Origin of the sequence: Cuspidothrix issatschenkoi CHARLIE-1 (genome assembly GCF_002934005.1) — a bacterium.
GTDB classification, from domain to species: Bacteria; Cyanobacteriota; Cyanobacteriia; order Cyanobacteriales; family Nostocaceae; genus Cuspidothrix; species Cuspidothrix issatschenkoi.
In genome coordinates, this window is record NZ_PGEM01000113.1 from 6,408 (window position 1) to 19,639 (window position 13,232).

General features: G+C 37.6%; 14 protein-coding genes and 1 tRNA gene. 8 read left to right on the top strand and 7 right to left on the bottom strand.

Annotated elements, in window-relative coordinates; all coding sequences use genetic code 11:
- Positions 1-10 precede the first annotated feature (10 nt).
- Both CUN59_RS15180 and CUN59_RS15185 read left to right on the top strand, forming a co-directional pair.
- On the top strand, positions 11-1,021 hold the full coding sequence (locus CUN59_RS15180) for a glycosyltransferase family 2 protein (protein ID WP_104388631.1): 1,011 nt from the start codon (positions 11-13) through the stop codon (positions 1,019-1,021).
- Between the two features lie 44 nt (positions 1,022-1,065).
- Positions 1,066-2,289, top strand: a complete 1,224-nt coding sequence (locus CUN59_RS15185; protein ID WP_243406959.1) for an MFS transporter — start codon at positions 1,066-1,068, stop codon at positions 2,287-2,289.
- Positions 2,290-2,386: 97 nt separating this feature from the next.
- Here CUN59_RS15185 and CUN59_RS15190 read toward each other — a convergent pair.
- A tRNA-Arg gene (locus CUN59_RS15190) sits at positions 2,387-2,460 on the bottom strand.
- A gap of 40 nt (positions 2,461-2,500) precedes the next feature.
- On the opposite strand from CUN59_RS15190, the gene moaC reads away from it, so the two are divergent.
- The 3 genes from moaC (at position 2,501) to CUN59_RS15205 (ending at position 3,768) form a co-directional block, all read left to right on the top strand.
- Positions 2,501-2,992 (top strand): cyclic pyranopterin monophosphate synthase MoaC, encoded by a 492-nt coding sequence (gene moaC, locus CUN59_RS15195; RefSeq protein WP_104388632.1) that lies wholly within the window; start codon positions 2,501-2,503, stop codon positions 2,990-2,992.
- 95 nt (positions 2,993-3,087) lie between these two features.
- Positions 3,088-3,399, top strand: coding sequence for a type II toxin-antitoxin system TacA family antitoxin (locus tag CUN59_RS15200; RefSeq protein WP_104388633.1), 312 nt, complete (start codon positions 3,088-3,090; stop codon positions 3,397-3,399).
- Complete coding sequence (locus CUN59_RS15205) at positions 3,400-3,768, top strand: hypothetical protein (RefSeq protein WP_243406960.1); 369 nt, start codon at positions 3,400-3,402, stop codon at positions 3,766-3,768.
- A gap of 32 nt (positions 3,769-3,800) precedes the next feature.
- On the opposite strand, the gene purU is transcribed toward CUN59_RS15205, so the two are convergent.
- The 6 genes from purU to CUN59_RS15235 all read right to left on the bottom strand — a co-directional run bounded on the left by purU (position 3,801) and on the right by CUN59_RS15235 (position 10,637).
- Complete coding sequence (purU, locus tag CUN59_RS15210; protein ID WP_104388634.1) at positions 3,801-4,655, bottom strand: formyltetrahydrofolate deformylase; 855 nt, start codon at positions 4,653-4,655, stop codon at positions 3,801-3,803.
- A gap of 73 nt (positions 4,656-4,728) precedes the next feature.
- Positions 4,729-5,307, bottom strand: a complete 579-nt coding sequence (locus CUN59_RS15215; RefSeq protein ID WP_104388635.1) for a DUF4340 domain-containing protein — start codon at positions 5,305-5,307, stop codon at positions 4,729-4,731.
- A gap of 28 nt (positions 5,308-5,335) precedes the next feature.
- Positions 5,336-7,075, bottom strand: a complete 1,740-nt coding sequence (pabB, locus tag CUN59_RS15220; protein WP_104388636.1) for an aminodeoxychorismate synthase component I — start codon at positions 7,073-7,075, stop codon at positions 5,336-5,338.
- Positions 7,072-8,685 (bottom strand): GldG family protein, encoded by a 1,614-nt coding sequence (locus tag CUN59_RS15225; RefSeq protein WP_104388637.1) that lies wholly within the window; start codon positions 8,683-8,685, stop codon positions 7,072-7,074. Before CUN59_RS15225 ends, pabB begins: the two co-directional genes overlap by 4 nt.
- Before the next feature lie 65 nt (positions 8,686-8,750).
- Positions 8,751-9,563, bottom strand: coding sequence for an ABC transporter permease (locus CUN59_RS15230; protein WP_104388638.1), 813 nt, complete (start codon positions 9,561-9,563; stop codon positions 8,751-8,753).
- Positions 9,564-10,637: an ABC transporter ATP-binding protein gene (locus CUN59_RS15235; RefSeq protein WP_104388639.1), complete on the bottom strand. Its 1,074-nt coding sequence runs from the start codon at positions 10,635-10,637 to the stop codon at positions 9,564-9,566. It abuts the gene before it with no gap.
- 372 nt (positions 10,638-11,009) lie between these two features.
- On the opposite strand from CUN59_RS15235, the gene CUN59_RS15240 reads away from it, so the two are divergent.
- The 3 genes from CUN59_RS15240 (at position 11,010) to cysK (ending at position 12,930) form a co-directional block, all read left to right on the top strand.
- Entirely contained in the window at positions 11,010-11,288 is a 279-nt protein-coding gene (locus CUN59_RS15240) for a hypothetical protein (protein WP_104388640.1), read from the top strand.
- A 178-nt stretch (positions 11,289-11,466) separates the two neighbouring features.
- Positions 11,467-11,949 carry an RrF2 family transcriptional regulator gene (locus tag CUN59_RS15245; RefSeq protein ID WP_104388641.1) on the top strand — a complete coding sequence of 161 codons (483 nt, stop codon included), beginning with the start codon at positions 11,467-11,469 and terminating at the stop codon, positions 11,947-11,949.
- Positions 11,950-11,967: 18 nt separating this feature from the next.
- Positions 11,968-12,930, top strand: a complete 963-nt coding sequence (gene cysK / locus CUN59_RS15250) for a cysteine synthase A (protein ID WP_104388642.1) — start codon at positions 11,968-11,970, stop codon at positions 12,928-12,930.
- The last annotated feature ends 302 nt before the right edge of the window (positions 12,931-13,232 follow it).

The window sequence follows — 13,232 nt, forward strand, 5'->3', positions numbered from 1 at the left end:
CCAATGACCAATGACCAATGACCAATTACCAATGACCAATGACCAATTACCAATGACCAATTACCAATCACCAGATGTATCAGTAGTTTTACCCATTAAAGATGAAGTTGAAAGTTTACCTTTACTATTAGAAGCAATTTCTTCTACTCTCACTGCTAATGAATTAACCTATGAAATTATATGTATAGATGATGGTTCAAGTGATGGTTCAGCAGAATTCCTTAAAGAACAAGCGCAAATACGCACTGATTTAAAAGCAGTAATTTTGCGGCGTAATTATGGACAAACTGCGGCTATGTCCGCGGGTTTTAATTATGCTACCGCAAAAGTGATCGTTACTCTAGATGCTGATTTGCAAAATGACCCGGCAGATATCCCCATGTTATTAGCAAAGCTGGATGAGGGTTATGATTTAGTGAGTGGTTGGCGGCAAAATCGCCAAGATGGGGCATTAAATCGGCTACTTCCTTCTAAAATCGCCAATTGGTTAATTCGCAGGGCTACTAGCGTCTATATTCATGATTATGGTTGTTCTCTCAAAGCCTATCGGGCGGAATTGGTTGCAGATATGAACCTTTATGGAGAACTACATCGGTTTTTACCTGCATTAGCATATATAGAAGGGGCAAGAATTACAGAAATGCCTGTACGTCATCATGCGCGACGGTTTGGACAGAGTAAATATGGCATTTCTCGCACGTTTCGTGTATTAATGGATTTATTAACTATTTTGTTTATGAAAAAATTTCTCACCCGTCCTATGCACGTTTTTGGCTTGTTGGGATTAATTTCTATGGTTGCTGGTGGGTCCATAGGTATTTATTTAACTGTAATTAAATTGGCTTTTCATGAGGATATTGGTAATCGCCCTTTACTGATTTTAGCGGTGTTATTGCTAGTGACAGGGGTACAATTGTTTTGTTTTGGTCTTTTGGCAGAATTACTGATGCGGACATATCATGAATCCCAAGGACGACCAATCTATAGGGTACGGGAAGTTGTGGCAAAAAATGTTAAGTAACGTAACAATAGGAAAATAATACTTTTAGGATAATTACATCTACTGTGAAAGCCTTAGAGAATGTTGACGCTGAACTGCGAAAAAATCTGCTCATGTTATTTGCAGCAGGTTTATTTTTCTGGTCAGGTTTGGCTTCATTATTGCCCACCTTACCCTTATATATTGAACATATTGGTGCAAGTAAACAAGAAATTGGCATTGTCATGGGTAGCTTTGCCATTGGAATGTTACTATTTAGACCAGCAATGGGTACTTTAGCGGATATCCGGGGGCGCAAAATAGTATTATTAATTGGGATGTCCGCAGGGGCGATCGCACCTTTAGGATATTTATTCATCAAAACTATATTACCCTTAATGGTAATTCGTGCCTTTCATGGCATTAGTATCGCCGCTTTTGCCACAGCTTACATCACCTTAGTCAGTGATTTAGCACCAGAACACCGTCGGGGTGAAATCGTCGGTTATATGAGTTTGGTGAGTCCTTTGGGTGTGGGTATTGGTCCTGCTATCGGCGGATTTGTACAAGTAACAATTGGTTACACGCCATTATTCCTTTCATCGGCGGCTTTATGTAGTCTGGGTTTGTTATGTATCATTCCCATTGTCAATCCACCTGTGATCAAAAAACCAAATAACAGCAAAAATGACAACTTTTTGCAAATACTCATCAGTCCTCGCGTGCGGATCCCGGCCATCGTCCTATTACTGAGTGGTTTGACTTTAGGCAGTTTACATACTTTCATTTCCCTATTCATCAAATCAACTGGAGTAGACTTAAACGCCGGCTTATTTTTCACTGCTGCGGCAGTCTCCAGTTTTAGTTGTAGATTATTGACTGGTAAAGCTTCAGATCAATACGGACGAGGTTTATTTGTCACCATAAGCTTGATAGCTTACACTCTCTCCATTATCTGCGTTTGGCAAGCAAATAACTCTTTCATGTTCTTATTAGGTGCATTAATGGAAGGTGCTGCTTCTGGGACACTCATTCCCATGATTTCTGTATTGATGACAGATAGGGCTTTACCCCACGAACGTGGCCGCATCTTTGGTGTGTCTTTAATGGGATTTGATATTGGTTTAGCTGTTGCAGGTCCAATTTTTGGCACATTTGCCCAAACCCTTGGTTATCGGAGTATGTTTGGTTTAACCACAGGTTTAACTGCTATAGCAACGATCATTTTCCTCACCCAGTCTAGCCGCAATATCCCCGAATCTCTGCGTTTTGCCTTTGGTCGTGGCAAAGATATTTATGCTGTGAAATAATTTGTACCCACTATTCAGGACTAAAACGGTACATCACCAGATCAAAAACGCACAAATCCCAAAAACGGAACTTGTGCATTTAAAATTAATTACAAAGCGGGCGAGGAGGGATTCGAACCCCCGACACCGTGGTCCGTAGCCACGTGCTCTAGTCCACTGAGCTACACACCCTTGACTTACGAGTTTTATAATAGCACAGACTTTTCCAATCATGCAAGATAATTTTTCAAATTCTTTTCCATTAACTCATTTGGATGGTCAGGGACAAGCCCAAATGGTTGATGTATCAGGTAAAGTAGCCACTATTCGCCAAGCTGTAGCTACTGGCAAGGTGCGGATGTTACCTGAGACCTTCGCCGCTATCCAAGCCGGTAACACTCCCAAAGGTGACGTTTTGGCCACTGCCAGGTTAGCCGGCATCATGGCGGCTAAACAAACAGCGAATTTAATTCCCCTTTGTCACCCCTTACCCTTACAGAAAATTACCGTGGAAATTATCCCCGATGCCCAACTACCTGGTTATCAAATTGATGCCACTGTCAAAACCAAAGCGGAAACCGGTGTAGAGATGGAAGCTTTAACAGCAGTGTCTATTGCTGCCTTAACTTTATACGACATGGCTAAAGCGTTAGAAAAGTCAATTCAAATTGAGGGGATTCATTTAGTCAGTAAAACAGGTGGAAAGTCTGGAGATTGGGGATAGTTGATATTTGTTGTACTAATGGATAGACTATATTTGTTAGGACATTTGCCGTACATTCAAAATTTACACATCACATTTATTGTGTAGAAAGTATCATGACTCATCCAGTGGCTAAAAACAGCCCAGAAAAATCCTTGCGTTCTAAATCAGAACGATTAGAAGCCCGTATTAGTCCAGAAAATAAGGAATTATTTCAACGGGCGGCAGATATTCAAGGACGAACACTCACAGATTTTGTAGTTAGCAGTCTTGTCAGTGCCGCAAATCAAATTATTCAACAAAATGAAATCATGGTTTTAAGCAGAAAAGACCAAGAAGTTTTTGTAGAAGCACTACTTAATCCACCAGCACCCAGCGAAAAGTTACGGCTTGCGGCTCAACGCTATAAAAAGAATATGGATGTATAAGTGCAGTTAACAGACAATTTTGATGCTTTTGAGAATTATTTAATAGAGCCGCTAGGAAAAAAGCATAACCGGGCGGCTTTTTGTTGTGGAGTTGATCCGTTAGATAATTATTTTCACAAACAAGCCGGGCAAGATGCAGGTAAACGTATAGCAGCCCCATTTATTTTAGTAGAAAAAAGTTCTGGTTTCGTCCTAGGTTATTACACACTATCATCAACAAGTATTCAAATCGGAGAATTGCCGATAGAAATTACTAAAAAACTCCCAAAATATCCTCACCTTCCCGCTACTCTTTTAGGTAGATTAGCAGTTGATCAAAATCATCGTCAAAAAGGTTTCGGGGAAATGTTGTTAATGGATGCCCTATAGCTAAGTTAATGAAGTAATTAAATCAATTAAATTTACTCAAAAACTACGGTTCTATTACCATAGACTAAAACACGGTTTTGTAAATGCAATCTGACCGCCCTAGCTAACACTATTCTTTCTAAATCTTTCCCTTTGCGGATTAAATCATTCACCTCATCTCGATGACTTACCCGCACCACATCCTGTTCAATAATCGGGCCTGCATCTAAATCAGGTGTGGCGTAATGGGCTGTTGCCCCAATAATTTTTACCCCTCTTTCAAAGGCGCGATGATAGGGATTAGCCCCAATAAATGCTGGTAAAAATGAATGATGAATATTGATAATTTGGGGGAATTTTTCAATAAAATCCGCAGTAACTATTTGCATATATTTGGCTAAAATAACTAAATCTATTTTGTATTGATGTAGTAATTCTAGTTGTTTAGCTTCCTGTTCTTGTTTATTGTCTTTAGTAATCGGGATGTAATGATAATCAATACCAAATTGTTCAACCACTGGTTGTAAATCTGGGTGATTACTAATAATTAAGGGAATTTCTGCCTGAAATTCTTTGGCGCGATGTCTCCAAATTAAATCAAATAAACAATGATCTTGACGACTTACCCAAATAGCAATTCGAGACAGAGTATCAGAAAAGTGTAATTCCCATTTGGCATTTAAGGGTTGAGCGATCGCATTAAACGCCGGTGCAATTAAATTTTTTGGTAAGTTAAATCCTTTTAATTGCCATTCGATGCGAGTGAGAAATAGTCCAGCTTCAAAATCTGTATGCTGATCTGCATGGGTAATATTGCCACCATTAGCATAGATAAAGTTAGCGAATTTGGCAACTAATCCTCTTTGATCTGGGCAAGAAATTAATAAGGTTGCTGTTTGTTTGGTCATGTTTTTGGTGTTTTAAATTATTTGGATAAACGAACCGCTCCAGGAGCAGAGAACGCAGAGAAAAGAGATTTTATTACTTTGTTGGTGTTGGTGGGGGAATATCAGGTATTTGTTTCCATTCTGATATGTCTCGGTTAACTGCATTTACAAAATCTTTAGAAACTAATAGTAAGTTCATATTTTTGTGAGGATCAGCTTGGGCATATAGAAATTGATTATTAAAATCACCTTTACCTAAAATCAATTGATGAGTTTGTTGATTTTTCAGTTTAACATCAATAGTCGCTACAGGTTGATCTAAACCAAATTCTGATAATTCAACTGGTGAAACTGGTACTGTTCTTTCACTTTTACTATCAGCTAATAAATCTATTAAATAGGAAACAATGGCATCATTTGCTGGTGTTGAGATAGGAGATTTGATTTCCCATTGTGGTTTTTCTGATGTGTTCCTTTTTGTTAATTGTAATGTAGTCTCTTTGAATTTAATTGTTAAAGATTGGATATCATCAGCAGTAAAAGTGAAAATTTTCTGTTTTTGGGCTTGAATTTCTGTTTGCTGATTTTTACCTTTAATTTCATAAAAGTAAACAAAACTCCCCAAACCTATTGATAAAAATATTAAAATTAAGGTTGTTTTTGGTAATTTCATATTGGTAGTTAACTGATAAATTATTTAATTATTCAGAAAATAATACTGCTTTCCGCCATTTTTGCACTGAGTTAATTATATAAATGCGATCACAAGTTTTCAATCTTTCTACTGTAATGATTTCTTCTCTGATTTTCTCCTTTGCAATTAAATCAGCGCGAAAAGTCCCTGCTAATAAACCGCAGGATACAGGAGGTGTTAATAATTCGCCATTTAACTCAATCACAATATTACCAATACAGGTTTCTGTAATTTCGCCTCTTTCATTCCATAATAGAACATCATCACAATTAGGAAAAGTTGTTTTTGCTAGTTCATAAACTTGGCGATTAGTCGTTTTATGATACAGAAACATATTAGTTGAGTCAATGGGTGTTTTAGATAAACCTAGATTGATAGATTTTTCATGATCTATAGTAGATAAAGGTATTGTTTGATATGTAATTTTGCTATCAGAATCTAATAATAATCGGATTTTATAATCTTGCTTTAAAAAGGATTTTATTAATTGATCAAGTTGAGTTTTTATTTTATTAATATCGAGTTTAAAATCAAAATAACTTGCTGAACTTTGCAAACGTTGTAAATGATAATCTAAAACAAAATAACCATTATCAGGTTGCCATAATATCGTTTCTAATAATGAAAAATCTGGACGATTTAAGGTGAGAACTTGGGCTTTAACTTGACATTCTTGATATTCGTCACTACTTAAGGAGTCCCAAACAATTCCACCGCCCACTCCATACTGTGCTTGACAATTTGTTTTATCAATTAACACAGTGCGAATAGCAACATTAAATTGTGCTTCCCGTTGGGGACTAATAAAACCAATACATCCAGTATAAATATGTCGGGGGGTATTTTCTAACTCTTGAATAATTTCCATGGTTCTAGTTTTTGGTGCGCCGGTAATAGAAGCGCAGGGAAAAAGCACTTTGATAATATCAGTGATAGAAGCTGTAGTTTTAGCCGTGACAGTAGAGGTCATTTGCCAAACTGTGGGATATTTTTCGACATTAAATAATTTGGGAACTGTGACAGTATTAATATTAGCTATTCTGCCTATATCGTTACGAATCATATCTACAATCATGACATTTTCAGCGCGATTTTTTTCTGAAAAATGTAGTTGATTGGCAATATCATGATCTGTTGCTAATGTTAAACCTCTAGCTGCTGTTCCTTTCATGGGAAGAGATGTTAATGTATCCCCATCAAGACGAAAAAATAGTTCAGGAGAAGCGGAACAAATAGCAAAGTTATCAATATTAATATAAGCCCCATAATTAGCTTTTTGGGCTTGTACTAATTTGAGAAATAATTCCCAACTATCCCCAGTAAATGGGGCGTTGAGACGTAATGTATAATTAACTTGATAAGTGTCTCCTAAAGCAATATATTCTTTAATTTTGGTAATGGCTTGATGATATTCTGCTTCACTAATAGAAGGTGTCCAACTAAGTTGATATTCAGTAGATAGGGTAGGTTTTGGTAAATCAATAATTTCTGGTTTTTTATATAATCCAAACCAGAGGAGGGGAAATGAAGAGGGAGAATGAGTTTTTAATACGGCATCAAAAGCTGTTGAAGCTTCATAACCAATAAAACCTGCCGCATACATTTGATATTTGCTAATCAAATCATTTACAAGTTGTAATTTAGGAACAACTTGATCAATACTATCAGCGATGATAATTTGATCAGGATTTTGAAAACAAAGCCAATGCTTGAGTTTAGCATTATGAATTACTAATTTATTTTTCATCGGCGTTTCCACCAAATAATGAAACCTGTAAATAAGCCAATTAAAGGTAATATAAATATAGCAGCTATTGTTAACAAGTTAGCTTGAAGTGTTGATATTACAATCCTGCGATTTTTGGGTTCTTTGGGACGAATTGAGAGAAGTTGTTCGTTTTGTTGACTTAGCCAACTAACTGAGTTTAAAAATACATCCCCATTTAATTGTTGTTCAAATAAACCATCAACGGCGAAACTCGAGTTACCAAATACTACTAACCGTGATTCTTTCTCCGTAGTGGGTGAATTTATAGGAGTGGGAATTGGGGAAGTTGTAGGAGTGGGAATTGGGGAACTGGTAGGAGTGGGAATTGGTGAAGTTGGTGTTGATAATTTTCTAGTCAATGCTACTCCCAGAGTTAAAGGGCCTTTTAAATCTTGACCTTCATTAAACTCTAATTTTTCACTTTTTTGATCACTTTCTGCCCAACTATTAGGATAAGGTTTAGTTTTTAATAAAGTCATAGACTCGATACCAGGAACAGGATCAATTTCTAAAGGACGAGTTAAGGGATATAGAGAAATATTGTTACCAAAATCTTTAGTAATAGGATGTTGTCCATATTCTGTAACTAAAATTGCAGCAGGGCCTAGTTGCAAACTTTCCCCAGAAGTATCAATGGCCAAACGATTATCTAAACGCACACCCCAATCCTTTAAAATAGGATCTATTTTTGGATCAGTATTAGGATCAATCATCAATAATAAATTACCACCTCTATTCAGATAATCTTGTAAAGCTATAACTTCTCCTGATAGTAATTCTCTTTTGGGTCCTGCCACCACTATAATATTAGCATCATTTGGAACTTGAGGATTTTCCGCTAAATTTAACGCTGAAGTAGTAAAGTTTTTATCAGTTAATCCTTTAATTGCTTGGGAAATTGCCCCTTTACTAGCTGTTAGGGGGTGTTCACCATGACCTTGAAGAAAGTAAATTTTAGCAGTTGTTAAACTGGTGATTTTTTGTAACTTATTAGTTAATTTTATTTCTGATAGACGTTCATTTTCACTAATAACTTGGACTAATTGCCGTTTATCTCCAAATTCTAAATAAACTTCGCCATAATCTTTAACACCAAATTTTTCAGCTATTCCTGGTCTTAATTGTGGATCAACATACTCAAATTTAAACTGCTTTCCTTGACGTTGATAATTATCTAATAATTCTCGATCTTGGAGATTTTGTTCTCTACTAAATAACCAAACTTTAATTGTTTGGGGTAAATTACTAACTAATTCTTTTGATTGCGGTGATAGAGTAAATAATTGAGTATCTGTCAAGTCTAGGCGTACATGATAGCGCATACCTAAAAAGTTAATTAATCCCAAAATAACTAATACGGATATTGTCGCCACAAAGGCATTAGTTCCTGTTTGGGTAGAACGCTGTTGCCACCATTTGCTAGTTCGGCTTTTGACTATTATCCATAAACTGCAAATTACCAAACCTAAAATTATTAATAATATAGGGATGATGCCCCATTTTTCGGAAACTAAACCAATGGTTAAGCCAGCAGTGAAAAAGAATGGCCCTAGCCAAAATACAAGTTGCCAAAGTTTATTTTTAGTCATTATTTATAGCAGGGAACAGGAAACAGGGGAGGAAGAGAAAGATATTTTCAACCAACAACCGACAATTACTGACGTTGAAAGCGCAGGGCATCAATTGATTGGGCGGTGAGGAAAATACCTAAGATAATGTAACTGATAAATAAAATCAAGCCGCTAGTATCAAAGATTCCTTGAATTAGGGTGTTGTAATGTTTGAGAAGAGATAGCTGACTTACTGCTTCACCAATGGGACCGGGAATGGCTTTAGCAATTAAATCAATGAATAATAGCAAAATCACAACAGCAAAAGTGAGAAAGGCCGCTAAAATTGTACTGTCTGTTAATGAGGAAATAAACATTCCTAAAGATAAAATAGCTGCTGCTAGTAATATTAGTCCTATATGACCAAGTAAGGGTATTATGGGTGATATGGGTGGCTGAGAATTAGATATAGCGATCGCTTCCAATCCCATCAAAGGTAAAATCATTGTCAAGAAAAATGTTAATACTCCTAATAATTTACCTAGTGCTACAGCCCAATTAGTGATTGGTGATGTGGCTAATAGTTCTAAAGTTCCTCGTTTGCGTTCTTCTGCATAAAGTCCCATTGATAAGATAGGCAAGACAAATAACATTAACCAACCCATTCTATCTAAAAATGCCCTAACAAATTCATAAGGAACATCTATGATTGGTGCTGGAACTCCAAACTGTTGTCCTTGCAAATCATACTGAGAAACTGTGACTATAATTCCTTCTGGACCTAATAAAATCATCACGAAAAATAAACCTGCTAAAAACCAAAAGGCACTAGCTATGCCATAAGCTAAGGGTGATATGAAGTAACTCTGTAATTCTCGACGATAAATGGCAATAACATTAGCAATTACTATACCCATTTAGGGAAGTTCTCCTTGTTCAATATTGGGATTAATTTCTGTGATAGCTTCTGATACTTCAACGTTGGAATTGATTTCTGTGATAACTTGTGTAGTTTCAATTTGTGAATTTGTCCATGGGGGCGAATTTTTCTCAGATGTAGTTAATTCTAGGAAAACATCTTCCAAGGTAGCATTAACACGGCGCATTTCATGTAAGTCAAACGCCGCCCGCATCAAAGTTGCAGCAATTTCTTTTCCTGGTTCTTTTCCTGGTTCTAATATTACTCGCAACCAAGAGCGGTTTTCCCCTAAATGGAGATGATGGGGCATTGATTCCACTAAACTTACACCCGGTATTTTTTGCAACATTTGTTTAGCTAAAGGGGCTTCCCCTGTAATTTCTAACTCATATCCTGCCCCACTTGTTAACTGTGTCATCAAATTTTCTGGCGTATTAGTTGCAACTATTTGGCCACGATTAATAATGGCAACTCGGCTACAGGTCATACTTACTTCTGGGAGAATATGAGTAGATAAAATAATAGTATGCGTTCCGGCCAAATTTTTAATTAAATTTCGCACTTCCGTTATTTGTCGCGGATCAAGACCTACTGTAGGTTCATCAAGAATAATTGCTGGAGGATCATGAACGATCGCTTGGGCAATTCCCACCCGTTGACGATAACCTTTAGACAACTTGCGAATAATAACTTGGCGTTTTTCTGTTAAATTACAACGGTTAATAGCTGCTGTCACCTTGCCAGGGCGATCGCCTGAAGAAACTCCTTTAATCCGCGCGACAAAGTGTAAAAATCCTTCCACTGTCATTTCTGGATACAAAGGCGGTGTTTCCGGTAAATAGCCAATACGCTGTCGCACAGCTAAAGAATGATCATGGACATCATAACCTGCAATCTTCGCCGTGCCACTGGTAGCAGGTAAATAACCGGCTAATATTCGCATGGTTGTAGTTTTACCAGCACCGTTGGGGCCTAAAAACCCCAAAATTTCTCCTGGTTCAACGCTAAAGGTAACATCAGTAATTGCTGTTGTCGAACCATAGGTTTTACTCAGATGTTGAACTTCAATCATTTTCCCACTTATGATAATACCCACACAATCTTAGCTAAAGAATGAGTAATTGGTAATTAGGAAAGAGGAGATTAGGACTTACGCACTGTACAAATTAACCATCATCTGTATGAACCAGGTCGTTTCAGGTTTTGCGGATGAAGTCTTAGGATAAATAGCGACAGGGAAGCACTCGTGCAAGCAGTTCCCTCAAAAATCATCGAAAAATCGGGTTTAAATCCCTGAAAGTCATACCTTCCTGTCAATGCGTAAGTCTTAAAATAGTTGGACAGGAGTTCAGAAGCTAGAAGGCAGGAGGGGCAGTCTGCACAACAGTCAGCCGTCACCTGCTATAACAAGTGAAAATATCCTAAATGTGGAGTAGATCAAAGCATGAAAGTTTGGCTAGTATGTTTTTTTGTGATGTTTGCTGGGGCAGAGTTGTTTAAATGGTTACAAGGTGTTTCTGTACCATTACCCATATATGTGTTAGCAGGAGCATTTTTAGCCGTTGCCTCCAACCATGATAAAATCTTTGGATCTTACCTGAAAAATCTACCTGGAATGACCTTAGTAGAATTATCTGAACAAGTATCTAAGTTAGAATCGTCACCACAATCAAATCCTCTTTCTTTACCTACATCTAACATAGAAAAATCTTCACAAGATTAACACGTCTAAAGACACAGGGAGTGTCAAATTCAGGAAAGATTAAGTAATATTGAGAAATTTACATAAAATCTACACTAATCCGATAGAGTTATGATATTTTATTTAATGTCAGTGTGATAATAGGACATTAAACACTTTAAGTACAAATAATTACGGTTAAACAGCGATAAGTCAATCAATGTACAGTAGTATTTTGAATTCAGATTTGAATAAGCAAAACTACGTTCTTTTGGATCTGTCTGCCAAAGCAGAATATGCACTCCTAGCACTATTAGAACTAGCTAGATATCACGATAAAAAAGTTCCTTTGACAATCAACGAGATTACGGCTAAACAACCTATCCCAGAACGCTATCTAGAACAGATTCTCACCCAACTACGACGAGCGGGAGTGGTGCAGAGTCAACGTGGTTCAAAAGGTGGTTTTTTATTACTACGTGAACCTTGGCAAATCACGGTGTTAGAAATTGCCACCTTGATAGAAGGGGAAAGAAAAGAGAAAGAAAACTCTGTGACTCCAACTATAGAAAAAACTTTGGTTTTGGAAACTTGGCAACAAGCTAATGTTGCAGCAATTGAAGTGTTACGAAGCTATACACTCCAAGATTTATATCAGGAAATAGAAGCTCGCACACAGAAAAATCCCATGTATTACATTTAATTGAAAAGAGGTATAACAATGCGAATTGCAAAAAATATCACCGAGTTAGTTGGCAATACTCCATTAGTGGAGTTACATAAAATCCCTCAAACCTGGGGAGCATTGGCGCGAATTGTTGTTAAATTAGAAAGTATGAATCCTGCTGCTTCGGTCAAAGATCGAATTGGTGTGAATATGGTGGAAGCGGCGGAAGCACAAGGCTTAATTGTTCGGGGAAAAACCACTTTAGTTGAGCCGACATCTGGGAATACAGGAATCGCCTTGGCGATGGTTGCAGCAGCTAAAGGCTACCGCTTAATTTTAACCATGCCGGATACAATGAGTCAGGAAAGAAGACTGATGCTCAGAGCTTATGGGGCGCATTTGGAATTAACACCCGGGGTAGAAGGAATGCGGGGGGCGATCGCTAAAGCAACAGAAATAGTTAATAGCATCCCCGATGCTTATATGTTGCAACAGTTTAACAATCCTGCCAACCCAGAAATTCATGCTCGCACTACCGCCGAAGAAATTTGGCATGATACCGATGGGGAAGTAGATATTCTCATTGCGGGAGTAGGGACTGGGGGAACAATTACAGGTGTATCTCAAGTAATTAAACAGCGTAAACCTAGTTTTCAGGCGATCGCCGTTGAACCAGTCAACAGTCCAGTATTAGCAGGGGGAAAGTCAGGATCACACAAAATCCAAGGTATCGGACCGGGATTTATTCCTGCTATTTATCGTTCAGACCTCGTAGATGAAATCATTCAAGTTACAGATGAACAGGCAATTTCCTACAGTCGGCGGTTAGCAAAAGAAGAAGGTTTACTATCAGGAATTTCTACTGGTGCTGCTTTATATGCGGCATTGCAAGTTGCCAAACGCGCAGAAAATGCCGATAAATTAATAGTCATGGTACAACCTAGCTTTGGTGAACGTTACCTCAGCACTCCTTTGTTTAAAGATCCAGAAGAAAGTGAATGGTTGAGCCAGATTTAGTCAAGGGAATAGGTACAAGATAATTAGAGGTTGCTGAATAAAGCTATAACCGTTTATTAATAGGGGTTTCGCGGATTTTAAAAACAAGTAAGTGCAAGGTTTTGGCAAATGGAGTCTCAAAACAGTTGCATTTTTCCTTGTCGAGTCGGATATGAGAAATTGAGGATATCCAGATAGTTGAAACTGTTCCCTGTTCCCTGTTACCTGTTACCTGTTACCTGTTCCCTGTTACCTGTTACCTGTTACCTGTTACCTGTTCCCTGTTCCCTGTTACCTGTTACCTGTTCCCTGTTCCCTGTTCC

Coding starts and splice junctions, on each gene's coding strand:
- CUN59_RS15245 (WP_104388641.1), top strand. CDS start 11,467: ATGTACAGTAGTATTTTGAATTCAGATTTGAATAAGCAAAACTACGTT.
- CUN59_RS15225 (WP_104388637.1), bottom strand. CDS start 8,685: ATGACTAAAAATAAACTTTGGCAACTTGTATTTTGGCTAGGGCCATTC.
- cysK (WP_104388642.1), top strand. CDS start 11,968: ATGCGAATTGCAAAAAATATCACCGAGTTAGTTGGCAATACTCCATTA.
- pabB (WP_104388636.1), bottom strand. CDS start 7,075: ATGAAAAATAAATTAGTAATTCATAATGCTAAACTCAAGCATTGGCTT.
- moaC (WP_104388632.1), top strand. CDS start 2,501: ATGCAAGATAATTTTTCAAATTCTTTTCCATTAACTCATTTGGATGGT.
- CUN59_RS15230 (WP_104388638.1), bottom strand. CDS start 9,563: ATGGGTATAGTAATTGCTAATGTTATTGCCATTTATCGTCGAGAATTA.
- CUN59_RS15235 (WP_104388639.1), bottom strand. CDS start 10,637: ATGATTGAAGTTCAACATCTGAGTAAAACCTATGGTTCGACAACAGCA.
- CUN59_RS15180 (WP_104388631.1), top strand. CDS start 11: ATGACCAATGACCAATTACCAATGACCAATGACCAATTACCAATGACC.
- CUN59_RS15240 (WP_104388640.1), top strand. CDS start 11,010: ATGAAAGTTTGGCTAGTATGTTTTTTTGTGATGTTTGCTGGGGCAGAG.
- purU (WP_104388634.1), bottom strand. CDS start 4,655: ATGACCAAACAAACAGCAACCTTATTAATTTCTTGCCCAGATCAAAGA.
- CUN59_RS15200 (WP_104388633.1), top strand. CDS start 3,088: ATGACTCATCCAGTGGCTAAAAACAGCCCAGAAAAATCCTTGCGTTCT.
- CUN59_RS15215 (WP_104388635.1), bottom strand. CDS start 5,307: ATGAAATTACCAAAAACAACCTTAATTTTAATATTTTTATCAATAGGT.